This is a genomic window from Acinetobacter apis (genome assembly GCF_900197575.1).
Taxonomy (GTDB): Bacteria; Pseudomonadota; Gammaproteobacteria; order Pseudomonadales; family Moraxellaceae; genus Acinetobacter; species Acinetobacter apis.
The window spans coordinates 350,835-375,310 of the sequence record NZ_FZLN01000001.1 but is presented as its reverse complement, the minus strand read 5'-3'; the positions used below and the strand labels follow the sequence as shown (position 1 = coordinate 375,310).

General features: G+C 36.7%; 20 protein-coding genes and 1 tRNA gene. 11 read left to right on the top strand and 10 right to left on the bottom strand.

Translation table 11 applies throughout. The features are described 5' to 3' along the window. Window positions 1-144 precede the first annotated feature (144 nt). The gene (locus tag CFY84_RS01630; protein WP_088822433.1) at window positions 145-807 is read right to left on the bottom strand and encodes a haloacid dehalogenase-like hydrolase; all 663 of its coding nucleotides are present in this window, start codon (window positions 805-807) and stop codon (window positions 145-147) included. A gap of 193 nt (window positions 808-1,000) precedes the next feature. On the opposite strand from CFY84_RS01630, the gene CFY84_RS01625 reads away from it, so the two are divergent. From CFY84_RS01625 to CFY84_RS01610, 4 genes are read left to right on the top strand one after another with little or no spacing between them, the layout of a single operon-like run. Next, window positions 1,001-1,576, top strand: a complete 576-nt coding sequence (locus CFY84_RS01625; RefSeq protein ID WP_088822432.1) for a peroxiredoxin — start codon at window positions 1,001-1,003, stop codon at window positions 1,574-1,576. A gap of 17 nt (window positions 1,577-1,593) precedes the next feature. Beyond that, window positions 1,594-2,847: a protein-disulfide reductase DsbD family protein gene (locus CFY84_RS01620; RefSeq protein WP_088822430.1), complete on the top strand. Its 1,254-nt coding sequence runs from the start codon at window positions 1,594-1,596 to the stop codon at window positions 2,845-2,847. 23 nt (window positions 2,848-2,870) lie between these two features. After that, entirely contained in the window at window positions 2,871-3,461 is a 591-nt protein-coding gene (locus CFY84_RS01615) for a sigma-70 family RNA polymerase sigma factor (RefSeq protein ID WP_143218749.1), read from the top strand. Continuing rightward, on the top strand, window positions 3,451-4,089 hold the full coding sequence (locus CFY84_RS01610) for a DUF1109 family protein (protein ID WP_088822427.1): 639 nt from the start codon (window positions 3,451-3,453) through the stop codon (window positions 4,087-4,089). Before CFY84_RS01615 ends, CFY84_RS01610 begins: the two co-directional genes overlap by 11 nt. Window positions 4,090-4,228: 139 nt before the next feature. On the opposite strand, the gene CFY84_RS01605 is transcribed toward CFY84_RS01610, so the two are convergent. From CFY84_RS01605 to CFY84_RS01565, 9 genes are all read right to left on the bottom strand, one after another. After that, the gene (locus CFY84_RS01605) at window positions 4,229-5,230 is read right to left on the bottom strand and encodes a hypothetical protein (protein ID WP_088823360.1); all 1,002 of its coding nucleotides are present in this window, start codon (window positions 5,228-5,230) and stop codon (window positions 4,229-4,231) included. A 442-nt stretch (window positions 5,231-5,672) separates the two neighbouring features. Next, on the bottom strand, window positions 5,673-6,209 hold the full coding sequence (locus CFY84_RS01600) for a hypothetical protein (protein ID WP_088822425.1): 537 nt from the start codon (window positions 6,207-6,209) through the stop codon (window positions 5,673-5,675). A 173-nt stretch (window positions 6,210-6,382) separates the two neighbouring features. After that, window positions 6,383-6,459 (bottom strand) — tRNA-Ile (locus CFY84_RS01595). Window positions 6,460-6,594: 135 nt separating this feature from the next. Then, entirely contained in the window at window positions 6,595-8,430 is a 1,836-nt protein-coding gene (locus CFY84_RS01590) for an ABC transporter ATP-binding protein (protein WP_088822423.1), read from the bottom strand. 165 nt (window positions 8,431-8,595) lie between these two features. Next, window positions 8,596-9,009: an ExbD/TolR family protein gene (locus CFY84_RS01585; protein ID WP_088822422.1), complete on the bottom strand. Its 414-nt coding sequence runs from the start codon at window positions 9,007-9,009 to the stop codon at window positions 8,596-8,598. Window positions 9,010-9,030: 21 nt separating this feature from the next. Beyond that, window positions 9,031-9,456 (bottom strand): ExbD/TolR family protein, encoded by a 426-nt coding sequence (locus tag CFY84_RS01580; RefSeq protein WP_088822420.1) that lies wholly within the window; start codon window positions 9,454-9,456, stop codon window positions 9,031-9,033. Between the two features lie 5 nt (window positions 9,457-9,461). After that, on the bottom strand, window positions 9,462-10,367 hold the full coding sequence (locus tag CFY84_RS01575; protein ID WP_088822418.1) for a MotA/TolQ/ExbB proton channel family protein: 906 nt from the start codon (window positions 10,365-10,367) through the stop codon (window positions 9,462-9,464). Window positions 10,368-10,401: 34 nt separating this feature from the next. Next, entirely contained in the window at window positions 10,402-11,112 is a 711-nt protein-coding gene (locus tag CFY84_RS01570) for an energy transducer TonB (RefSeq protein ID WP_088822417.1), read from the bottom strand. A gap of 97 nt (window positions 11,113-11,209) precedes the next feature. Next, complete coding sequence (locus CFY84_RS01565; RefSeq protein WP_088822415.1) at window positions 11,210-13,840, bottom strand: TonB-dependent receptor; 2,631 nt, start codon at window positions 13,838-13,840, stop codon at window positions 11,210-11,212. Window positions 13,841-14,442: 602 nt separating this feature from the next. Here CFY84_RS01565 and CFY84_RS01560 point away from each other — a divergent pair. From CFY84_RS01560 to CFY84_RS01530, 7 genes are all read left to right on the top strand, one after another. Next, entirely contained in the window at window positions 14,443-16,275 is a 1,833-nt protein-coding gene (locus tag CFY84_RS01560) for an ABC transporter substrate-binding protein (RefSeq protein ID WP_088823359.1), read from the top strand. A gap of 15 nt (window positions 16,276-16,290) precedes the next feature. Next, the gene (locus tag CFY84_RS01555; RefSeq protein ID WP_088822413.1) at window positions 16,291-18,303 is read left to right on the top strand and encodes a M3 family metallopeptidase; all 2,013 of its coding nucleotides are present in this window, start codon (window positions 16,291-16,293) and stop codon (window positions 18,301-18,303) included. 28 nt (window positions 18,304-18,331) lie between these two features. After that, window positions 18,332-19,270, top strand: coding sequence for an ABC transporter permease (locus CFY84_RS01550; protein ID WP_088822412.1), 939 nt, complete (start codon window positions 18,332-18,334; stop codon window positions 19,268-19,270). A gap of 11 nt (window positions 19,271-19,281) precedes the next feature. Beyond that, window positions 19,282-20,355, top strand: a complete 1,074-nt coding sequence (locus CFY84_RS01545; protein WP_088822410.1) for an ABC transporter permease — start codon at window positions 19,282-19,284, stop codon at window positions 20,353-20,355. Between the two features lie 10 nt (window positions 20,356-20,365). Beyond that, window positions 20,366-22,066 carry an ABC transporter ATP-binding protein gene (locus CFY84_RS01540; protein WP_088822408.1) on the top strand — a complete coding sequence of 567 codons (1,701 nt, stop codon included), beginning with the start codon at window positions 20,366-20,368 and terminating at the stop codon, window positions 22,064-22,066. A 1,061-nt stretch (window positions 22,067-23,127) separates the two neighbouring features. Continuing rightward, window positions 23,128-23,673: a type 1 fimbrial major subunit FimA gene (gene fimA / locus CFY84_RS01535; protein ID WP_088822406.1), complete on the top strand. Its 546-nt coding sequence runs from the start codon at window positions 23,128-23,130 to the stop codon at window positions 23,671-23,673. Window positions 23,674-23,777: 104 nt separating this feature from the next. Further along, window positions 23,778-24,467 (top strand): fimbria/pilus periplasmic chaperone, encoded by a 690-nt coding sequence (locus CFY84_RS01530; protein ID WP_088822405.1) that lies wholly within the window; start codon window positions 23,778-23,780, stop codon window positions 24,465-24,467. The last annotated feature ends 9 nt before the right edge of the window (window positions 24,468-24,476 follow it).

The following is a 24,476-nucleotide window of genomic DNA, read 5'->3' as shown; positions in this document are numbered from 1 at the left end:
GAGATCGCAATACTAATGATAATGATTCGCTTTATCAACCAATCAATGATCTAAACGATTCAACTGATCATTAAATGGCTCACTGCTTGAATTTAAAACCTATCGCCCTGTATAGATGCCAACAAAAAAAACTCAGTTTAAACTTTAACGCCATGTTAAATATTGAAGATGATTTAATTCTTTCATCATGTCATCGAGCTGCTGAACATTAATTAAAAATTTATATTTACCGTTGATCAACAGTGGATAATCTTCTTCTGGGTCATCTGTATATGTTGCATACCATGGTGATGTTATACCGATGGCATGTAGCCTTCTGACTTTTTCTTGGTGGCGACAGTGTTGACCGCCAACCCAACCACCCCATTTTCTGTTTAACGGTGTTCCAATGACTGTGACATGTGCCGTTAAATTTAAAGATTCAATGAGCGCTTGAGCCAACAGTTCAGCTGCTGCAGTCACAACAATAATGTTTTGATGCTCCTTAATATGCTGTTCAAGCACTGAGATTGCATCACTTAGCCAATAGAGTTCAGGAACTGTATTACTTTTCACGGCAAATGCAAAATCTGCAAAGCTTGCTTTAAGTTGTGATTCATCACATCGATAAGTGGCAAGCCAAACAAATAATCCGACACCCACAGATCGATATTTCTTACTTTTCATACAAGGTATGGCAATTGGAATAACCAATAAAGCGCCAAGATAACGAAACATATTTGATTTAAGTTGTTTGATCAGCCATTTTTTTGTGCAATCAGTGGATATTAATGTGCCATCTAAATCAAAAATAATATTTTCTTTCATCTGTCATTCTTTCCTAAACTGACATTTATTGTGCTGCTTGGTTCATGATTTATCACATTCACCCATTTATTTTTAATAATCTTTAAATTTTTTTTCAATCAGCGAAACTTTTTCATGATTCAAAACGAACTATAGATATGTAGATCTGTATTTACTTCCAAATACTGACTACTTATGGATAGAGAATAAAATAATGTCGCACTTAAAAACCAAAAAAAATGCAGGCCTGATCAAAACATCAATCTTGGCTGCTGCGTTCACTGTATGTTCATTTAACCTGCATGCTGCATTACCTGTTAATAGCGCTGCACCTTCTTTTAATGCAGATGCATCTCTTGCTGGAAAAAGTTTTGCTTTTTCTTTAGATAAAGCACTTAAAAAAGGTCCTGTGGTGCTTTACTTCTTTCCTGTTGCTTTTTCATCAGGCTGTACATTAGAAGCTCATGCCTTTGCTGAAGCATCAGATGCATTTAATGCTAAAGGTGCCACAGTATTTGGGATTACCTCAGGCAATGTCGAAAAAATTAAAGAATTTTCAGAACAAGAATGTCGTAATAAATTTGCTGTTATTGCCGATCCAGGTGCAAAAATTGCGAAGCGTTACGACAGTTTAATGACCACAAAAGACAATAAAGTGCTTTCAAACCGTACTTCATATGTCATTGCACCAGACCATAAAATCTTATTGGCCTATACCGATGCCAACCCTGAAAAACACATCGAAAAAACCATGGAAGCAGTAACACAATGGCATAAAAACAAGAAATAATATTCAAGGAAAATACCATGTTAATTGCGATTCTATCGGCTTTTTTAGGTGGGCTTATTTTAAACTTTATGCCCTGTGTATTTCCTATTATTTCTTTTAAAATTATGGGATTACTCCGCCATGTTAATGACAAGCAACGCTTGCGTGTAGAAGGCTTGGCATTTATGGTGGGCGTTGTTTTATCAATGCTTGCACTAACAGGATTTTTACTGATCTTACGGAGCGGTGGAGAAGCAGTTGGCTGGGGCTTTCAACTTCAATCACCAAAGATGGTGACACTTCTCGCTTTGGTGATGCTCGGTTCTGCACTCAATTTATCAGGTTTGTTTGAAGCGGGTCTTCGCCTTCAACAAATAGGACAAAATCAAACCTCTACAAGCGGTGCATATGGTGCCGCTTTAACTGGTGCTTTGGCAATTATTGTCGCTACACCATGTACTGCGCCGTTTATGGCCAGTGCCATTGGCTATGCCTCAGTACAAAGCCCAATTGTTGCACTGTCCATTTTTCTAAGCTTAGCGATTGGTTTTGCAGCACCTTTTACCTTGTTGTCCTTTAGCCCCAATTTAGCAAAAAAACTACCAAAACCTGGTGCATGGATGGAAACGTTAAAACAATTTTTAGCATTTCCAATGTATGCTGCTGCGGCATGGCTGGTTTGGGTAGCATCACAACAAACCGATGCCACAGGACTTGCTATCATTTTTATCTGCTGTGTTAGCTTTGCCATGATATGTTGGATTTATGGTCTTGCACAAAAAAGAACGCTCATGGGACAAAAAAGTCTTATGTTGTATTTGATCGCTTTTGTGATTGGTCTTGGCGTTTTATTCTTAATCTTTCAACCCAATAGTGCATTACAAACCACATTAAAAACAGCACCAACCCCTGCTTTAACATCAGAAGCTCAAGCAACCAAAGCAACAAAAATCACTTGGTCACCACAAGCCTTAGCAGAAGCAAGAAAACAGCATCGACCCATTTTTATTGATTTTAGTGCCTCATGGTGTATTACCTGCCAAGTTAACGATAAAAATGTGCTTTCAACTGATGATGTTCAAAAAGCAATGCTCAAGACCAACACCATTTTCATGTTTGCAGATGCAACCAATTATAATGCAGAGATTGTCAAAGCCATGGCGGACTATGGCAGAGATGGTTTACCGCTCTATGTGCTTTACCCTGCAAATGGTGGAGATCCAATCATTTTGCCACAGATCTTAACCACCGCTTCGTTTATTATGGAGTTAGAAAAAGCCGCAAAACAATAAGATGATTTTTCAAGGAGAGTGCATTGAGCAGATCGACCTCTAGGCCATCGCAAGGGCTTGCACCCAAAGAGCAATGGTCAACGCTAATGCATCAAGCACAACAAGGAGATGAGCAGGCATACCATAAAGTATTGTCTGCGATGGTGCCTGTATTACAAACCTTTGCACGCTATAAGGTGAAAGATGACACAATTGTCGATGATATTGTCCAAGACACACTAATGACGGTTCATACCTTACGCCATACCTATGACCCGACACGGCCAATTTTGCCATGGTTATCCACCATTACATCTGCACGTGCTGTTGATGTACTGCGTAAATATAATCGTCATTGGTCTAAAGAGCTGGCTGATGAGTTTATTTTATCGCAGCTCATTGACCTTACACCGCTTGATAAACATGACCAAGAAGATCATCTTGAACGGTTGACGCATTTACTTGCCAATTTAACGCCATCTCAGCGTCATATTGTACAGCTGGTTAAAATTGATGAACTGAGCCTCAATGAAACATCGGAAAAAACAGGTTTATCTGTACCTGCAGTTAAATCCTTGTTGCATCGTGCTTTAACTAAATTAAAGAGTAAATCTAGAGAGCAAAATGAATCATAATCGACATAAGGAATTAATTCAGCAACTCACACATAATCTTAAACCTGTCGCGAAAACGCCAAACTTATGGCTAGGTACAGCAACATGGAGCTTGGTATTTTTAGGCTTGGGCGTGTTATCAACATTTTTACTGAATTTACATCCTAAAGCATGGCAATTCCCTGCAACACAGGAAAATATTTTAAGCTTTATGCTGTGTATCGTGATTGGCTGCTTATCTATTTCAAATGTATTTAAGTCACAAATTCCTGGACGCCAATTAAATACAACGTTACTCAATACAATGATTATTTTTTGGTTAGTGGCAAGCCTGTTTAGCATTTTTACCGTGCCTCATCATATTGGTCATTTTGGTCAAGGTCTAAGCTGCTATCTTTTTGTGGTGACTTCAGGCATTCCGATGCTGATTATTAGTTTAATGTTTCTAAAAAAGAATCAATCATTAACACCACTCAAAACCTTAAAGTATTTAAGCATTGGTATTATTTTTCTTTCTTATTCTTTATTAACCTTATGTCATTCTGAACAACTCATTTTAAATGATTTTTTTATGCATCTTTTTGCAGCAATGACACTCATCGGACTCACCGTATTCATTGGCTATCGTTTCTTTCAATACCGCCAATAAGCAGATGAGCTGACACATTAAAACAACATGCATTTGATGTCTGTTTTATTAAAAAAAGACCAGCTGATTTTAAGCTGGTCTTTTATATGATAGATGCAAGAATTTTACATCAATCGCTTTATGTTAAAGCATTGAGTGATTATTTGCTTTTGTTAACGCCAACTCGGCCAGCAAAAATACTTACTAATGCACCAAGGAATAAACCAATAAATGCCCATAACGCAGCTTTTGCAGCAGCTTTTGTTGCAACTGCAGCTTTTTCACGCGCTTGCTGCTTCAACTCTTGGTATTTCACTTTTGCATCATTAATTGATGCTTCTGCTTGAGTAAATGCTTCATTCACTTTTTGTGTTGCAACTTCTCTCTCTTTTAAGAAATTTTCAACAGCTTGATCGGCTTCTTTTGGCGTCATATTGCTGTTTTTAGCAAGTGCTGTTTTAATTTTCTCTTTATCAATTGAATCATTAATAGACTGTGCTCTGTTTTTCAAAGTGGTCATTAAATTATTAATAATCTCTTCGCCATTTTGTGGATTCACAGCAACATCTTTTACCGCAGTTTGGATTTGCTTTTTGGCCCAATCTAATTGAGAATTTAAATAGTTAGGCTGTAATTCTGGAATTCCACTCTTTTTCAAAGCATCAACCACATTGCTGTTGTTTGAACCCATGAGCTCTGATGAACTTGGTAAAATGTCATCAAAATTAATGTTTTCAAACGCGCTCGCTGTTCCTTTACCTACAGTTGCCGCAATATTTCCTGTCGCAGAAGTTACTGAACCAACTAAACTTCCTGTGATATTTAATGTTGTTGTTACTGTTGAAATACTAATAAACAAGCCAACGATTAAAGACAAACACCACACTAAAAAGCCGTGTACACCGCCATGCACACCTGTAAGTTTACCTGAAATAAAACTACCAATACCTAAACTTACTAGCAACGAAATCCCTGTCCAAATACCTAAAGTGGTTCCAGAGCCGTTACCAATATCAGTGTCAGACAATGGGTCTAACATTGAAAAGCCTAAAGCGACTCCTAAAATGGATAATAAAAAAGAAACAGCTAAAACAATTAGCGTCCCTGCAAATATACTTGGCCAAGAAATTCTTGATTTTAAATATGTTTCTGAATTACTCATCATACTACCTACTTCATTGTTATTTATAAATTGTCCGTTTTAAATTAAAACTTACGTGCAATCCTATATATATTTTCACCACATATAATAATGCTTCTTCGTACATACTATATGTAATATTTTATTAACAAAATTTAAATTATTGAAAAATATAGTAAAATTTATGTATATTATGTTTTCAGCATAAAAATAAATATCAGTACACTATTATTATTAAATTCGATTAATAACCTAATTTTTTATTTTAAAATAACAACTTAGGTATTATTTTAATACATAAAATATCATATTTAAGACAACTGACAATATTATAATTATTTAATTGATCATTTTTTATAATACCACAACACTGTATAAATATATGATAATTATCTATTTAAATTGATTGTTTTGGGTATTCGATATTGTAAAGCAATGTTTTAATTAAAAAGATATAGATAAATTACTCTTTATTATTCACTTTATTTATTTTAAAAATACCTAGATGTTCAACCCATTTTTTTGATATGTCTAAAAGAATATTCACAATGTGATTGCAACATTCGGGGGTAAAAAAAGAAAGGTCTTTATTTACATACTCAAGAATATTGCCATGACAAAAATTATGCCTTAGTCTTACAATTTCTACATGATCGTTGTTTCTTTCCAACTTAAGTTCAAAATTTTGCTCTCCTGGAAAGGTTAAATAATTTATAGGTAATCCATGTTTTTTAGCCTTTCTCAGAAGTTTATTATTTAAAATTGTATTTGAGTCTATACTCGTATTTTCAATAGCAGCTACTGTAGATCTTAAAGAAGCTTCTATGCCATTAATGAATCCTAAACAAGCGAGTAAGATTAAATTTTTCTCCATGGCCTGAACCGCTTCAATAAAAAACCAGTGTACTTCTGCGCCAAGTTGATGCTGAGCAAAAAATAATTTTTTTTCATTATCTTCTTTTATGTTTTGAATAAAGCTTTCTAAAGAGTCTTTGTTCATTATTTACCTATATTTTAATTAGATTTGAATCGCTTCAGCACTATTCTAGTTTTTTAAGAACTGTGGATATAATTATAAATTTTTCGATATTAAATTTAAATAAAATTATATTAGTTAACTTTACTAAAATATAAAAAAAACCTCATAACTCAATAAGTTACGAGGTTTAATAATGGTGGGCCCACCGTGACTCGAACACGGGACCAACGGATTATGAGTCCGCTGCTCTAACCAACTGAGCTATAGGCCCTAAAGTTTACGCATAAAGCAAACTTTATAACGGAAGAGATACTAAACAATCCCACCACAAAAAACAAGCGTTATTGTTATATTCATGGCGGTAACTGCTCATAAAATATCTTTTCCTATCATAGATGTATGGATTTTACTCAACAATAAAGCCACCGGTTTGCTTTTGCCATAAATTTGCATAAATACCATTTTGCTCAAGCAACTCAGTATGTGAACCTTGCTCAACTATTTGCCCTTGATCAAATACAACAATACGGTCCATTTGAGCAATGGTTGATAAACGGTGAGCAATTGCAATGACTGTTTTGCCTTGCATTAAACTTTGTAAATTGCTTTGAATGACGCTTTCAGCATCAGAATCTAATGCACTGGTCGCTTCATCCAAAATTAGAATAGGTGCATTTTTTAATAGTACACGTGCAATCGCGATCCGTTGTCTTTGACCACCTGACAACTTAACACCACGCTCACCCACTTCCGCATCTAATCCAATTCGTCCATGCTGATCAATTAAGTGAGGTAAAAAGTCTTGTACATGTGCTTGTCCAATCACTCGGTTTACAGCGTCATCAGAAGCATCAATTCGTCCATAACGAATATTCTCTTTAATGGTACGGTGTAACAAGGAAGTATCTTGCGTCACTAAAGCAATATGATGTCTTAAGCTCTCTTGTTTAACCTGTGAAATATCCTGCCCATCAATTAAAATACGACCCTGTTGAATATCATAAAAACGCAATAATAATTGAATCAGAGTAGATTTACCTGCACCTGAACGCCCAACTACACCAATCTTTTCACCTGCTTTGATCGTAAAGCTTAAATCTTTAAATACTTGCTTGTGGCTATAAGAAAAATTCACATGGTCAAAGCGAATTTCACCTTGCTTTAACTGCAATGAAGAAGCATTTTCCACATCTTGAATCAGTACAGGACGGCTTAGCGTTTTTTTACCATCTTGAATGGTCCCAACATTTTCAAATAAGCCTGCCAATTGCCACATAATAAAATCACTTAAACTGTTCAGCCTGAGTAACATTGCAAGCGCAGCAGCAATCACGCCAACTTCAATTTGGTTCTGTTGCCATAAATAAATTGCTGTACCTAATACACCAATAAACAAAAAAGCACTTAATAATTTCAAGCAAATTTCAAAGCTGGTGGTAATACGAAATAATGTTAACAAAACTGCCAAAAAGCCATTCATTGACTCTTTGCTGTATTCGCGCTCTTGCTGAGAATGTGCAAAAAGTTTAACTGTTTGAATATTGGTATAGGTATCGGTTAAATGCCCTGTAATTAACGAACGAGCATCTGCTGTTTCTTGTGATGTTTTTCCTAAGCGAGGAACGTAATAGATAATTGAAAGTACAAACAGTGTTAACCAAATAAATAAAGGTACCAATAACAGAGGCGAAGTTGCGCCCAATAACACACTGATTGTTATAAAATACACCAAAATATTGATGATAATTTCGATAATAATTAAGAAAAAATCACGTACAGCCCAAGCTGTTTGCAATACTTTAGTGGTAAGTTTTCCTGAAAATTCACTACTAAAAAAATCTAAACTTTGTTGTAAAAACAAATTATGAAAACGCCACCTTAAACGCATGGGAAAGAGCGGAATTAATATTTGATGCTTCAGCATAGATAATGCCGATACTAAAACCACATGCGCAAGCAACACAAACACCAAAAACATGAGTGATGATTGATACTCTGTAAAAAAGGTCTCACGTGTACTTGCATTAATCCAATTGACTATGCTGCCCATGGCATTAAAAATATAAGCTTCCATAGCCGATGTCACTGCAGTCAGCACAACAGCAATCACTAAATATTTTCTAACACCTAAGGTACATGCCCATAAAAATGGAAAAAATTTTTCTGGTAAAGGCGCATTTTGATATTCGTCAGGATACGGATCAATCCGTTGTTCAAGCCAACTAAAAAGCTTATTTGTCATTGTATGTCCATTAATATCTTTAAAGTGCTATTTTTTTTAAGTCATGTTACTTTTAGAGCAATTATAATCTAATCACTCATCAATAACTTTTCTTATTTCACAAAAAGTAAAAAAGCCCCAAAGAGCTTTTTTACTTTAACAAATACAATCATTATGCTTCGCGCTTTAACCGCCGTTCATAATACCCATATTTTTTACACCTAAACGCTGTGCTGCTGCCATCACCATAGCTACATCTTTATATGATGCTTGAGCCTCAGGTTTAATATGAACTTGGTCTTGCTCTACTTGCTTTGAAATGGCAGTAAAACGTGCGTCTAATACGTCTTTTTTAATGATTTCCTCATTCCACAAGATATCGCCATTCGGTTTAATTGCGATCGTCACCACCTCAGGTGGCTTTTGCTTGGTCGGAGGAGACGGCGCAGGCATGTTAATATTGATCGCATTGTTTTGAATGGGGATCGTGATAATAAACATAATAATTAAAACCAACATGACATCAATCAATGGTGTCATATTGACTTCGAGCATTACATCTTCATCATCTGAATTACTTGGGGTTGGTGTCATTCCCATGATCGTCTCCTATCCTCAAACTCAACCACGCGCTGGTGGCTGAGTAACAAATGATATTTTAATAATGCCTGCTTGCTGCACTGTTTCAATGACTTTACCAATTGATTCATAATGGGTTTGTTGATCACCACGAATATGAACTTCAGGCTGTGGTCGTTTTACTGACTGCTCTTTTAACAGACCGAGTAACGTATTTTGATCTGGAATATATTTTTCATTCCAAAAGACTTGCCCTTCTTTATTTACCGCTAGGGTAACATTTTCAGGTTTAGTCTCATATTTTTGATTTGTCTCTTCAGGTAATTTCACAGGAATTGTATGCGTTACCACAGGGACTGTAATCAAAAAGATAATCAGTAATACCAACATCACATCCACAAGTGGTGTGGTATTGATGACGCCAATCACATCGTCATCATCACCTTCTGAACCTACATTCATTCCCATTGTGCTTACTCCGCAGTTGGTTTTGCTTTAGCTTGTGCTGGTTTTTCACCAGACACCATGTTGCCACTTAATGCTACAGCATGTAAGTCAGCACCGAATGAACGAACTTCTTCTAAAATGGCTTTATTACGGCGTACTAACCAGTTATAGCCAAGTACTGCAGGCACAGCAACCGCCAAACCAATCGCTGTCATAATCAATGCTTCACCTACAGGTCCTGCAACTTTATCAATTGACGCTTGACCTGAAATACCAATAGCAGTTAGCGCATGGTAAATACCCCATACTGTACCAAAGAGACCAATAAATGGAGAGGTTGAACCGACTGTTGCTAAAAATGCAAGACCGCCCGATAAGCGGCTTTGTACTTTATCAACTGCACGTTGAATACCTAAAGTCACCCATGTGTTAAAGTCAATTTTATCAAGCATATGACTGCCATGATTTTCTGTTGAGTTTTGTGCTTTTTCAGCGATAAAACGGTATGCACTTTTTGAGTCTAATGTTTGAACACCTTGAGGAATATTGTCCGCATTCCAAAATTTTTGACGTGCAATTTGTCCTTGCTTTTTCACTTGTTGTTGTTCAAGGAATTTCGTCACGATCAAATACCATGTACCTGCAGACATTAACAACATAATAATTAATGTACCACGTGCAACAAAGTCACCTTCACGCCATACTGCATCTAACCCATATGGGTTACCTACTTTTTCAGTTGTAGCCGCTGCAGGTGGTGGTTCAGGTGTCGGTTGTGAAGCCGCAGGTGATGCCACTTGTTGTGCTGTTGCTTGAGATGCTGCAGGTTGTTCTTCAGCCACAGCAAACTGTGAGAAAAGACCAGCACTGCATAGGGTCAATACGGCAGACACTTTAACAAGTTTCTTCATTAGGTTTGTTTTTTCCATCATCTTCATCCAAATCTGTTCAATATTTCATTTAAAATCAATCAAGTTTAAATGTATATTCCAAGTTAATTGACCCTGCTGTTGCAGTCCCATCTTGTGTTGCTGCACCAAATACACACTTCTTGTATGCATTGACTGTTGCTCGATCGAGATTACGTGAACCTGACGACTTTTCAACTTTGGCATTGGTGACGCGGCCATCTGGACCTACATCAAGTTTCAATCTCACTGTACCTTGTTCTTCATTCATCAAGGCATCTTGAGGATATTCTGGTGTCGGACAACTTGCCGATGCACTGCCTGTTACACCCTTCGTTTCACCTTTCGGTTTTGCTGGCGCAGGTGGTACTGGGTCAGCAGTCACCTCTTTTGCAGGTGGACTTGGTGGTGTCGGTCGCTCACTTTGTGTTGTCACTTTAGGCGCATCTGTTTGCGTTGGTGGTGCAACTTGTGGCTTAGGCACAAATGGTGCAGGTTTCGGTACAGCTTTTGGTTCAGGCTTTTGTACCGTCTTCTCCACTACTGGTTTTGGTTCTATTTTCGGCTTTTCAATTGGCTTAGGCGGTGGCGGAGGTGGTGGTTTTACTTCTTGTATAATTTGCATCTCAACAGGTGCTTGTACCGCTTTAATTACATCACGGGCCAAGCCTGTTATTAATGCATAAATTAATAAGCCATGAAGTAAAACAACTACGCCTATGCCTATGAATCGCTTTGGAGAACGCTCGCCGTCCTGAGAAAAATTCATAATAGTTGTACCTGTGTTTCAAGAGCAGCAAATAAGCTAATATTTGCTGCTTTGTTTTACAATTAGTGATTTAGTAGTAAGTTAAATCGCTTCATTATTAAAATTTATAAGTAACACGTCCGAAGTAAGTTCTTCCCATAATATCGCTATAACGTGGGTCATATGCCATTTGGAAATTGTCTACTACATTCGATGCTGGTGGTTTCGTATCTAACACATTACGAATACCAAATGTTAATTCTGTATGCTTAAAGCCTGTATATGTACCAGATAAGTTATACAAGGTGTAGTTTGAAACGCGGTGGTTTTGATCACCAGCATTTTGATCTAAATAACCTTTGAAAAAGCTTTGTTGTAAATTTAAGCTCCAAGCATCATAGTTCCAGTTAATATTTGCATTATGCTTCCAACGAGTAATTACACCACCAAAATTTGCATTATATTGGCCAACTGCGTTATACCATTCGCCATTTTTCTCAGTTTGGAATTTATAACTGTTAATATAAGTACCATCAATGCTTAAACCTAAACGGCCATATTTGGTCATTGCACTACGCCATTGCACACCTAAATCAATACCTGATGTTTTAGTGTCACCTAGATTTTGTAATGTCTGATTAATGTAGTTTAAAGACCCATCTCCATTGCGCACATAAAGATCTGCATATTTAAGTGGATCAGCAAAAATTGCACTCTCACCAACTACACCAACTTGGTTCTCAACTTGAATATTAAAGTAATCAGCAGAGAATACTAAGTTACGAATTGGCTCGTAAACAATACCAAAGGTAAAGGTTTTTGATTCTTCAGCTTGTAATTGATCATTACCACCTGTTTTACGGTAAAACTGTTGGCCGCAATCACGCACTGCAACACCATTTGCAGCAACCACGCCACCTGGGCATAAAGCTGGGTCATTATAACTAGCTGCTGTGTATGTTTTATAATTGCTGCTGTGCATTTCGTATAAACTAGGTGCACGGAAACCTGTTGAATAGCTACCACGGACCATTACTTGTTTAGCTGGCTGCCAACGAAGACCAATTTTTGGATTAAATGTACTACCAAAATCGTTATAGTCATCATAACGTGCTGCAATTTGTGCACTTAACGATTTGAAAATAGGAATTTGGAATTCAGTAAATACTGCTTTTAAATTTCTAGAACCTGTACTTGGTGCAGATGTTGGATCAACTCCTGTACTTTCAACAAAGCTATTCACTGTTGGGTTTTGTGACTGAGACCATTTATCACGGCGGACACTACCACCAATAGCAAAGCCAACATCACCTGCTGGTAATGTATAAATTGCACGGCTTGCTGTGATATCAAATGTAGTTGATTCAAATTCAGCAGATTGTGATGTACCACTTACTGCAAGACTATTCCATACATTTGCATCAGCACTTGCACCAAATGGGTTGAGTGTACCATCAGCTAAACGATCACGTAATTTTTGGTTATTAATATATCCACTGATTAAGTTTTCATCACCTGTACTTTTCGCATAGCTGATACCAGTATTAATGTCCCAATCGGCTGCTGTACCTTCAAGTGCCAATAATACACGGTCAGATTTTTGCTCACTTTCAGATATTCGATTGCCTGCTTGTGAACGTAAATTTAAAGACAATGGTTGCCCTGTTACACCAGATAAAGCAGGTGTAATGCCATTACCAGGATAATACGGGCTATTGTTATAAATATAATAATCGTCACCATTACCGGCTACTACATCAGGTGCAATAATGTTAGTTAATGTACTTTCAGAATGCATATATTCTGCAATAGCATTAAAGTTATCAGATAACTTTAATGTGCCTCGTCCTAAGAAAGAAAATGTTTCTTCCTCTGGAACAACTCCAATATCGGCTTGGCTGTTATAACGGCAAGATTTACCACTTGCCGTATTTTTAGTGCTATCCCCACAACCAGAGCTTGCATATGGGTTACCAATACCTGCGATATTTGCAGGAAAGGAAGCTCCACTTGTACGATTGACACCAAGTTCAGGTAAAACACCTCCACGGCGTGATGTTTCACGTTCACGGGCAAGTACTGCATCTTTTTTACTATAATTTACAGCACCATACACGTTAAAACCTTGGTCTTCTAAAGAGCCGTAGCCACCAAACACATTATATTGCTGTGTATCACCGCTACTTCCCTTTGGTGCTAAAGCTTCAACTGAAACACCTGCGCCTTGATATTGTTTCTTGGTAATAAAGTTAATTACACCACCAATGGCATCTGTACCATAAATAGCAGATGCGCCATCTTTTAGTACTTCAATTCGCTCAACAAGTGATAAAGGAAGAGTATTCAAATTTACTGCAGCTGTATTAAATGGTGAATTAGCAACCCGACGACCATTGAGTAGCACGAGTGTTTTATTTGATCCCAAACCACGTAAATCTGCAGCTGACCCAACACCACCACTACTTCCAACAGTAGTTGCAGCAACTGCTGATGATTGATTGGCTGAAATTAACCCCAACGCTTGTTCAGCTGTTGTCACACCTTGTTTCGCCAATTCATCAGTTCTGACAATCGTGATTGGAGAGGTACTTTGTGCAGCAACACCTTTAATTGATGAACCAGTAACCGTAATTTTTTCTAGCTTAGGTGCATCTTCTGCATGACCTATGATGCTGGTTAAAGTGATGCCTATTCCTACAGTCCCTGTGAGTACAGAGCGGATCGCACGAGTGAGTGTATTGTGATTCATGGTCGCCTTCCCAATCAGATATAAAATTTAAAGTAACCGATACTTTGTCGATACTTTGTAAATTTGATTGCAATGAGCGTGCCACTCTTTGTCACAAAACATAAATATTTTGATTGTATAAAAATATATTTTTTTATTATTTGCTGTAATTTGATTAAAAAGTAAGTAAAAGCTGTATATATACCAATCAGAAAAAATAATAAGCTATTGTTTATAAATTAAATTTTATAATAAATATACATTTTTATGATAAATACATCGTTAAATAATATTTAATTAAAAAATATAAAACTTGGCACAATGTTCGCATATAAAACATGAAATCTAGACTTTTAGTCCATAAAGTAACGTAAAATGGGTATTTATAGGGCAAATAATCTTCATGATTGGCTCATTATTTATCAATATTTGCTTCATTTTGTGTTCACTTTTAAAGTAATTATGTTTTTTTTGTTATCAATTAGTATGCTTTATTTTAGTGCGATGTAAATTAATGCACCAAAATAATCCATAAACCAAGATTCTATAGCACCACCATCTTGCTAGAGATCTGATGTCAATTGTTGAACTTATATGAGAGCGTGTCCTGAATGAAATTTGAAATGAACTTAAAATCTGCATGGCAGTCATTCAAGCGTAACCCAGTACACCAATATAAAAAGACCGTTTTAAGTAGTCTCTTGATTGGACATCTAGCATGCTTTACAGCTCAAACCATTCATGCCGCAGACCCTGGCAAAACCATTCATAGTTATTTTATTGCGTCTGAAACAGGCTTTGACCCTGTTGCAACAAGTGATGTTTATTCGGCTGTTATTAATAATTCAATTTTTGAAACTTTATATAGCTATGACTATTTAGCACGTCCTTTAAAACTTGTACCTGAAACTGCAGCTGCACTTCCTGAAATCAGTGCAGATGGTTTAACTTATACGATTAAAATTAAGCCTGGCATTTATTTTAGTGATGACCCTGCTTTTAATGGCAAAAAAAGAGAATTGACCTCGTATGACTATGCCTACAGTTTAAAACGATTGGTTGACCCAGCATTACGTTCACCAAATAGTTGGCTGATTGAAGGTAAATTTATTGGGCTTGACAAAGTTGTTGAACAAGCTAGAAAAACCAATGCATTCGACTATAAAGCGCCTATTGCAGGTATTCAAACACCTGATAAATATACGCTTGTCTTAAAAATGAATGAAAAAGACTATAATTTACCCATGATTTTAGCGCATGGTCCAACAGCAGCTGTTGCCCATGAAGTGATTGATAAATATAAAAATGCACAAGGCATAGCTATGGGGCACCCGATTGGTACAGGGCCTTACGTTTTAAATAAATGGGTGCCAAGTTCTCGTATTATTTTAAAAGCCAGTCCAAGCTACCGCGGTTTTATATGGGACTATAAGTCGAACGATTTTAATGACCGTAAAATTATTGCAGAAATGACTGGCAAAAAAATGCCACAGATTGATACGGTCGATATTCAAATTATTGAAGAGGCACAATCACAGTGGCTGGCCTTTAAACAAAAACAACTTGATTGGGTTAACTTAAGTGCTGGTATTGCAGGAAATGTCATTGAAAATGGTGAACTTAAACCTGAATATAAAAAACTTGGTATGACTTTATCAGGTCAGCCTGGCTTATCAGCTTATTATGCCTTTTGGAATTTAAAAGATCCTGTGGTCGGTGGTTTAACTACAGAAAAAATTGCTTTACGTCGTGCTATGGCAATGGCATTTTCTAAAGAAAAATATCGTAATATTGTACTCAAAGGTATTGATACTGTATTACGTTTTCCAATTCCACCTAATGTAGTGGGCTATGATGAAAGCGTTAAAAGCAGTATTCCTTATTCTGTTCGTGCAGCCAACTTATTGTTAGATCAATACAACTATAAAAAAGGGGCAGATGGCTACCGAACCCTACCCAATGGTAAACCTTTAACGATTACTTACTCCATGACTTCAAGCACAGCTAATGTCGCAACAGCTGAATTTTGGCAACGTTCACTCCAAGAAATTGGTATCCGCTTTAAAACCAAGACCATGCAATTTCCAGATTATTTACGTGCACAAAAGCAATGTAGTGTACAGATGGGAACTCAAGGCTGGGTTGCAGACTACCCAGATGGTGATAATTTTTTACAACTATTTTACGGACCGAACATTAACTCATCAAACTTTAATTGTGCTCAAATTCCTGAATTTGATGCATTGTATCGTAAGTCTAAAACACTGTCTGCTGGAGCTGAGCGTCAAGACTTATATTTAAAAATGGCACGTATCCTTGAACGATATACACCATCAATTAGTACAACAACGCCTTACACAAACACGGTTGTTCAACCCTATATACAAGGTTTTAAGAGTCATCCGATGACCAGCGCATATTGGATCTATATTGATACAAATGCAGCAAAAAAATAATCAGGAGTATTAAATATGCAATTTAAAACATCATTTTCTGCACTTGCTCTTAGCCTAATTTCTTTGTTAGGTGGTACACAAGTTAATGCACAAAGCCCAACTCGTCCAACAATTCCATTATTAGATGTGAAAAATGTGACAACAGATTGTGATCAAACAATTGTTGAATTTAAAAATAAAATTCAACAGTTTGAAAATATTCCATTAGCTGAGGCACAATCCACTTGGTTTACGACTTGGAATCAATTTGCTGCGACAGTCGAAGACTTTACTAGCCCGATTTCAATTTTGAGTAATGTTTCAACGGATGCAAAAGTTCGACAATATGCAGATGAATGTCTTGTTAAGTACTCTGCTTTTTCAACCGACTTGTATCAAAACGAAAAAATTTATGCGCTATTTAAAGCTGCTACAGCGCAAGACAGCATTGATGCCAAACTGAAAAAAGATATTTTAATTCGTTTTGAAGACACTGGAATTAATTTTTCAGCAGAAAAAAAAGCTGAATTGAAAAAAATTCTTGAGCAACTGACCCTGCTTACTCAAGAGTTTAATAAGAATATCCGTGAAAATAAAAGTAAAGTTGAATTTTCAGCAGCTGAATTAAAAGGTTTACCTGCAAGCTATATTGCCAATCTAGAAAAAAATGCAACGGGTCATTATTTATTGGGTTTTGGTTACCCTGAATATTATCCATTTATGCAATTGGCAGATAACGATACTGCACGTAAAAAGTACTATTATGAATTCACACGTCGTGGTACTGAAAAAAATTTACTGCTACTTAAACAAATTACAGATTTAAGAGCAGATCTTGCTAAATTATTTGGCTATGCAAGTTATGCAGATTTTGCAATTAAAGATCGTATGGCCAAAGACCCTGCAACTGTCAACAAATTCCTCGCTGACATTAAAAATATCGTAACACCATTAGAGAAACAAGATTTAGCCCAATTACAAGCATTTAAAGCAAAGACACTCTCCATTCCACTTGCAGATGCAAAAATTGAAGCGTGGAGTAGCAGCTATTGGAGTGAAAAATACCGAAAAGCCAATTATCAAGTTGACCAAGAAGAACTTCGTAAATACTTCCCAACTGAAGCAGCTCAGAAATGGTTAATTGATATTACATCACAGCTTTATGGTGTGCGTTTTGAACAAGCCAATATTCCTGTTTGGCATAAAGAAGTACGTTATTTCAATGTGTATGATACAAACACTCAGCAATTTTTAGGCGGTTTATATATTGACCCTTTCCCACGTGACGGCAAATATGGGCATGCTGCAGTTTGGCCAATTTACTCATCAAGTACAGCAATTCAGCGTACGCCAATCGCTGTTCTTGTCACCAATTTTAATCGTAAAGGGTTAAATGCAGATGAGCTTGAAACCTTTGTCCATGAGTTCGGACATGCTATGCATAACATTTTATCAAAGACACGTTATGTCGACCAAGCTGGCACCAGTGTAGAACAGGACTTTGTTGAAGCTCCATCACAAATGTATGAAGAGTGGGCTAAAAACGATCAATCATTGCTACAACTTTCAAAGTATTGCGCACCGGGTTGTCCAAAGCTCACCCCAACACTCAATAAAAAAATTAACGCTGCTCGTAATTATGGACGCAGCATACGTTATGCACGTCAAACGTTATATGCGCAATATGATATGAGTATTCATGCCGCTGATGCAAAGCAAAAAGACCCATTAAAAGTTTGGCAAGACATGGAAGGACAAACAGCGCTTGGCTATGTTCCAGGTACAGAATTCCCAGGACAATTTAACCATTTAGTCGGTGGTTATGGTGCAGGTTACTACAGCTACCTATGGGCAGAAGTAATCGCTTTAGATCTTTTATCAGCATACAAAGATAACCTGATGGATAAAACGGTTGGACAGGCATATCGTCAAGAGATTTTATCTCAAGGTAGTCAAAAACCTGCCACTGAACTGATTCAAAACTTTCTTCATCGACCAGCAAACAATCAGGCTTTTTTGAAAGAAATTAGCGGGCAAAGCTCAAAATAGAAGTCATTGGCTTAATTAGGATACACATATGTTGGCATACATTATTCGACGACTCTGGCAAACGATTCCCACCATGCTCGGTGTAATCGTTTTGGTCTTTGCTCTATTTAATTGGGTTGGAGGTGATCCTGCATATTTACTCGCAGGCAAAATGTCTAATCCAGCTCAAATTGAGCAAATCCGTCAACAACTTGGTATCGATCAGCCTTATTATGTTCAATTATGGATCTTTATTAAGCAAGTACTTACATTTGATTATGGTGTGAGTTGGAGTACGGGGGAAAGTGTCAGCCAAGTCATTATGACTCGAGTTGGACCAAGTCTGACCATTATTGTTCCGCTTATTCTGTTACAAACCATTGTGTCTGTTATTTTAGCGCTAGGTGTTTCAATTTTTCGTGGTACATGGATTGACCGTTCATTCATGACCTTTTGTACAGTTGCCATGTCAATCAGCATTTTGGTTTATATCATTATGTTCCAATACTTTTTGGCTTATAAATTAAACTGGTTTCCTGTACAAGGCTGGGGCAGCAACTTTAGCAGTAATTTATTTCATTATGCATTATTACCCATTTTAATCATGTTGGTGGTCAGCATTGCACCAACATTAAGGCTGTATCGCAGCTTTATTCTTGATGAAGTTGGCCAAGATTATATCCGTACTGCACGTGCAAAAGGTGCCAGTGAAACACGTATTTTATTTGTCCATGTATTACGTAACGCGGCGATTCCAATTGTGACTGATGTCATGGCAAGTTTGCCTGCTTTGTTAATTGGCGCATTCTTAATAGAACGTTTTTTTGGTATTCCAGGTATTGGCCGTGAAGTGATATTAGCGGTCGAACGTAGTGATTTTCCAGTGATTAAAGCCATTACCATCTATATTGCTGCATTAACGATGCTGTTCAATTTATTGGCTGATGTCATTTATAAAGCGATTGATCCTCGCTTAGAACTTAAATAAGGGAGTGATCTATGTCTACTTCGGTTAACCCATCTACAGCCTCCTCTCCTGCTGAACCTGTGTCACACAGCTTATGGGCATTGGCATATCGTCGATTAAAGAAAGATAAAACAGCTGTAATTTCTTTTTTTATTGTGGTGTCTTACTTGCTTATCATGCTGCTTTCAATGACTGGAATTATTGCTAAAGATTGGAATAAAGAAGTTGCAGTAAGTTATGCACCGCCTGTAATTAACCAGTATATTACAGGCCATCCACCTACAGAAAATTTACAAATCAATGAAATTTCTTTGGCGGATGCACTGAAAGTGGATAGCTATGGTATTGCAGATCCATTGGCTAAAAACTTACAAGACATTGAACGCACCATTGCCCAAAACCCAGTTGCTGAACAAAATGCATTGGCAACCGAACTTCCTCTTGGTGCAGACCGATGGGGTGTCGATATCATTGCAAAAACCATTAAAGGTTCTGAAACATCAATCTTGGTTGGTTTAATTTCGGCTCTTTTTGCTGTCGTTATTGGTACAGTTTTAGGTGCAATATCCGGCTATTACGGTGGCTGGATTGATGATGTCATGAATTGGTTTTATAACGTATTTACGTCTATTCCGTATATGTTATTAATTCTTGCGATTGCTGCGGTTTTACAACAGCAAGGTTTAATGTCTATTATTTTAATTTTGGGATTAACTGGCTGGACCGGTACATATCGCTTAATTCGCGCTGAATATATGAAGCATAGCCAACGTGAATATGTATTGGCGGCAAAAGCGATTGGGGTGAGTGATTTTAGACGTATGTTTGTTCATATTTTCCCAAATATTAGTCATGTTGCCTTGGTACAAATTTCAATTTTAGTGGTTTCTTTTATTAAATCTGAAGTCATTCTTAGCTTTTTAGGCTTTGGTGTACCTATTGGTACAGCGTCTTGGGGCAGCATGCTCAATGAAGCACAAAGCGAATTTTTACTCGGGAAATGGTGGCAACTTGTTGCAGCCACTGCAGCGATGGCCATTTTGGTGACTGCATTTTCTTTGTTCACTGATGCATTGCGTGATGCATTAGATCCAAAGCTCAAATAAGGACAACATCATGACGCAAGCATTGCTTTCAGTTGAACATCTTCGGGTATTTTTTAAATCAGAACAAGGATATACCGAAGCAATTAAGTCGATCTCATTTCAGATTGAACCTAATCAAACCGTTGCTTTAGTCGGTGAATCTGGCAGTGGAAAATCTGTCACTTCACTTGCAACCATGGGTTTATTACCTGCTCATCAAGCTAAAATTGATCCTGCCAGTAAAATTGTATTTGAAGGCGTTAACTTACTGACCTTATCGGCCAATGAGTTACGCAAACGCTGCGGTAAAGACATTGCCATGATCTTTCAAGAACCCATGTCATCACTTAACCCGGTGTTTACAGTCGGTTCGCAAGTTGCTGAAATCTTAAAGTTACATACACGCTTATCAAAACAGCAAATTAAAGAAAAGGTCATTGACCTGTTCCAAGAAGTTGGACTGCCCTCTCCACAAGATAAATATCACGCGTATCCAAGTGAATTATCAGGTGGGCAACAACAGCGTGTCATGATTGCAATGGCCATTGCATGTGAACCTAAACTCTTGATTGCAGATGAGCCAACCACAGCACTTGATGTTACTATTCAAAAGCAAATCATTGATTTATTGGAAACCATTCGCCAACGTCGACAAATGTCAATGTTGTTTATTACGCATGATCTTTCAGTCGTCGGTGAAATTGCAGATCGTGTTGTGGTCATGCGTCATGGTGTAATTCGTGAACAAGGTGATGCAAAACAAGTATTAGAGCAACCTAAAGATATTTACACACAAGCTTTATTAAACTGTCGTCCACGTTTAAATTCTCGTCCTTATCGTTTGCCTGTAACTAGCGACTATATGGACCAAGATGCCAATAAAATTGACTTCAAACCACAACATGAACATTTACAACAACGTTCACGCGGTGTGACTGGTGATGAGCCGATCATTTTAGAAGCCAAGAATTTAAGAAAAGTGTTTTCGACACGGCAAGGTTTATTTAGCAAGAAAGAATTTGTTGCTGTCAAAGATGCATCCTTTAGACTGGCTAAAGGTAAAACACTCGGATTAGTGGGTGAATCTGGTTCAGGCAAAACCACCATTGGTTTATTGCTCATGCGATTGCATGAAGCAAGTGGCGGACAAATCTTAATTGATGGACAAGATATTTTAAAAATGTCAGATAAAGCCTTTGCAGCTTATCAGCGTAAAATTCAAATTATCTTTCAAAACCCTTATGCATCATTAAATCCACGCTTTACCATTGGGCAAATCTTATTAGAACCAATGCAAGTGCATAATATTGGTGAAAATGATCAAGAACGCCAAGCAATTGCCTTGAATTTACTTGAGCGAGTGAGTTTACCTGCAAGTGCTTATCATCGTTACCCACACGAATTTTCAGGTGGACAACGTCAACGTATTGCCATTGCACGCTGCCTAACCTTAAAACCTGAAATTATTATTTGTGATGAATCCGTCTCTGCACTCGATGTTTCAGTACAAGCACAAGTACTCAATTTACTGCAAGAACTACAAGACGAATATCAACTGAGTTATATTTTTATTTCACATGACTTATCTGTTGTGAAATATATTTCCGACCAAGTTATGGTCATGAATCATGGTGATATTGTTGAAATTGCGAACTCAGACGAGTTGTATCAGCATCCTCAACATGAATACACGAAAAAGTTATTGCAAGCTATACCACGCGATCTAGATTAAATGTATGAAGCATAAAAAAAGCCTCGTTTATCGAGGCTTTTTTTATTACAGGAGAATTTAAAATAAATGGATTGTTCGTGTTGCAGTTTGTGCAAACAGGTAAATCGATAAGATAATAATTAAAACTGAACCCGATGTTAGAAATAACTCAAGCTTTGACATTACACCCCCTCCTTTTTGTTTTTATTGAATCCAATAAATACCGCAATGGATGATTTACAGAGTAACAACATACTTTGTATAACGAGTGTACAACAACTTTAAACATATAGACAGCATTGTCTATATCAATTGGATTGTCTTGACTAGGTACGAGTAATTTAAGTAAAAATAAAACTTTGTTTTTATTATTTTTTATCATCTATTACATTTTAGATTACATTTACATTTCGCATTAAATTAATTGTAACGGAGTGTAAGTGATATTTTGGTATGTGTAATTATGTTACATATCCACAATAAAATCAAACCTAATTATCACTTTTAAAATTTATTTCATAACGACGAGCATTTCAATGCTAATCAGTCTAACAATTAAATTTTTAATAAAATGAATCATAGAAAAATAAAAAGATCAAATTACAAGATTGTCATTTTTGGCAAAAACTAAGCTTAACATCTTCCAAATGCATCATCATTAGTCTTCCGTCCAATCAAAAATCACTCAAGATATTAATTTTATGCAATATATGCCGTTAATAAACTAATAAATGACCATTTATTGCATAATTTAGTGAATATTAAACATATAGTTATATATGTTTAATATTACAAATATTAACATTTTAGTCGGAATTGATTTTGAATTATTGCCAATTGGATAAAACACTTGAATTTGCAAATAGATAGCATCGACAGATCATGATTATTCTTCCAATTTGTCGGGATAAAATCATCAATATGTCGATTAGTTCCGTAGTTTTGAGAACAGGTGTTCTTTACTTTCTAAGTGATTTTTTATTTAATGTTGAAAAATTCAACCTAACTACCTTTGGTACTGGTATTTAAGTTTTATTTTTTATTTTAAACAAAAGTTTAATCAAAATATTAAGGATATCAATATGAAAGCTTCTTTTTTACTTGCAGCAACAACAACTCTAATTGCAGGCTTATCTCATGCTGCACCAACAGTCAATGGCGGTACAGTACATTTCCAAGGCGAATTCGTGAATGCAGCTTGTGCTGTAAGCTCAGATACAGCAAACCAAACTGTCGTACTTGGTCAGCACCGTACAGCTAAAATTACTAAAGCTGGTGACTACACTGCAAATGTACCATTCCAAATTAAACTTGTAGATTGTGATACTGAAGTATCTAAAACTGCACAATTTGCTTTCTCTGGTCCTCAAGATTCAACTGATGCAACATTATTAAAAGTAAACTCAGGACCTTCAGCGAATGCTGTAGCTGCTAAAGGTGTTGGTGTTGAAATCCTTGATAGTAAAGGTTCTACGTTGACTCCAGATGGTACAGCTTTCTCAGCAGCACAAACTTTAATTGACGGCAACAATATCTTTAATTTCATTGCTCGTTATAAAGCAACTGCTGCAACTGCAACTGCTGGTCAAGCCTATGCAGATGCTAACTTCGTTGTGAACTATAACTAATAATAAATTATTTAATTCATTCATAGATTGGCACTTTTATATTTATAAAAGTGCCATTCCTTATCGGTCGTTCATCTTTGTCCACTCAATTTGGAATTAAACGGATGTTAAATATTTTTCCAAAGTTTTTTACTCAAGCTGTATTCATTTCTGCCCTATGTATCAATGCTTCGCATGCTGCTGGAGGTATTGCATTGGGTGCAACTCGATTGATATACGACCTAGATAAAAAACAAGCATCAATGCCTGTTGTGAATAGCACGCCAGACAGAAGATTTTTAATCAACTCTTGGGTTGAAGATTCATCTTCAAAAAAAATTAATACAGTGGTAGTTACACCACCAATGTTTGTGAGCGAAGCTAAATCAGAAAGTTCTTTACGGATTATTAATACCGATCAGAATTTAGCTAAAGACCGTGAAACATTGTATTACTTGAATGTTCAAGCGATTCCTTCAGTCAGTAAAGCTGAATTAGAAAAAAGTAATGTTCTACAACTGGCGATTTTGTCACGTATCAAAATGATGCTTCGTCCACCAAATTTAACAATCCGTATTGAAGATGCGCCGAACCTGCTAACAGCATCTGCGAATAACAAGAAAATTGTTGTTAAAAATCCGTCACCTTATTTTATGACGATTGCGAATATTACAGTTGATGGAAAAAAAATAGACACCTTGATGCTAAATCCATTCTCTGAAAAGGCGCTCGATCAATTTGGTCATGTGCTCAAGTTTCAAACAATCAATGATTACGGTGCATTTACGGAAGAAAGACAAATAACCATCCAATAGAGAAGAAGT

Coding starts and splice junctions, on each gene's coding strand:
- CFY84_RS01630 (WP_088822433.1), bottom strand. CDS start 807: ATGAAAGAAAATATTATTTTTGATTTAGATGGCACATTAATATCCACT.
- CFY84_RS01625 (WP_088822432.1), top strand. CDS start 1,001: ATGTCGCACTTAAAAACCAAAAAAAATGCAGGCCTGATCAAAACATCA.
- CFY84_RS01620 (WP_088822430.1), top strand. CDS start 1,594: ATGTTAATTGCGATTCTATCGGCTTTTTTAGGTGGGCTTATTTTAAAC.
- CFY84_RS01610 (WP_088822427.1), top strand. CDS start 3,451: ATGAATCATAATCGACATAAGGAATTAATTCAGCAACTCACACATAAT.
- CFY84_RS01605 (WP_088823360.1), bottom strand. CDS start 5,230: ATGAGTAATTCAGAAACATATTTAAAATCAAGAATTTCTTGGCCAAGT.
- CFY84_RS01600 (WP_088822425.1), bottom strand. CDS start 6,209: ATGAACAAAGACTCTTTAGAAAGCTTTATTCAAAACATAAAAGAAGAT.
- CFY84_RS01590 (WP_088822423.1), bottom strand. CDS start 8,430: ATGACAAATAAGCTTTTTAGTTGGCTTGAACAACGGATTGATCCGTAT.
- CFY84_RS01585 (WP_088822422.1), bottom strand. CDS start 9,009: ATGGGAATGACACCAACCCCAAGTAATTCAGATGATGAAGATGTAATG.
- CFY84_RS01580 (WP_088822420.1), bottom strand. CDS start 9,456: ATGGGAATGAATGTAGGTTCAGAAGGTGATGATGACGATGTGATTGGC.
- CFY84_RS01575 (WP_088822418.1), bottom strand. CDS start 10,367: ATGATGGAAAAAACAAACCTAATGAAGAAACTTGTTAAAGTGTCTGCC.
- CFY84_RS01570 (WP_088822417.1), bottom strand. CDS start 11,112: ATGAATTTTTCTCAGGACGGCGAGCGTTCTCCAAAGCGATTCATAGGC.
- CFY84_RS01565 (WP_088822415.1), bottom strand. CDS start 13,840: ATGAATCACAATACACTCACTCGTGCGATCCGCTCTGTACTCACAGGG.
- CFY84_RS01560 (WP_088823359.1), top strand. CDS start 14,443: ATGAACTTAAAATCTGCATGGCAGTCATTCAAGCGTAACCCAGTACAC.
- CFY84_RS01555 (WP_088822413.1), top strand. CDS start 16,291: ATGCAATTTAAAACATCATTTTCTGCACTTGCTCTTAGCCTAATTTCT.
- CFY84_RS01550 (WP_088822412.1), top strand. CDS start 18,332: ATGTTGGCATACATTATTCGACGACTCTGGCAAACGATTCCCACCATG.
- CFY84_RS01545 (WP_088822410.1), top strand. CDS start 19,282: ATGTCTACTTCGGTTAACCCATCTACAGCCTCCTCTCCTGCTGAACCT.
- CFY84_RS01540 (WP_088822408.1), top strand. CDS start 20,366: ATGACGCAAGCATTGCTTTCAGTTGAACATCTTCGGGTATTTTTTAAA.
- fimA (WP_088822406.1), top strand. CDS start 23,128: ATGAAAGCTTCTTTTTTACTTGCAGCAACAACAACTCTAATTGCAGGC.
- CFY84_RS01530 (WP_088822405.1), top strand. CDS start 23,778: ATGTTAAATATTTTTCCAAAGTTTTTTACTCAAGCTGTATTCATTTCT.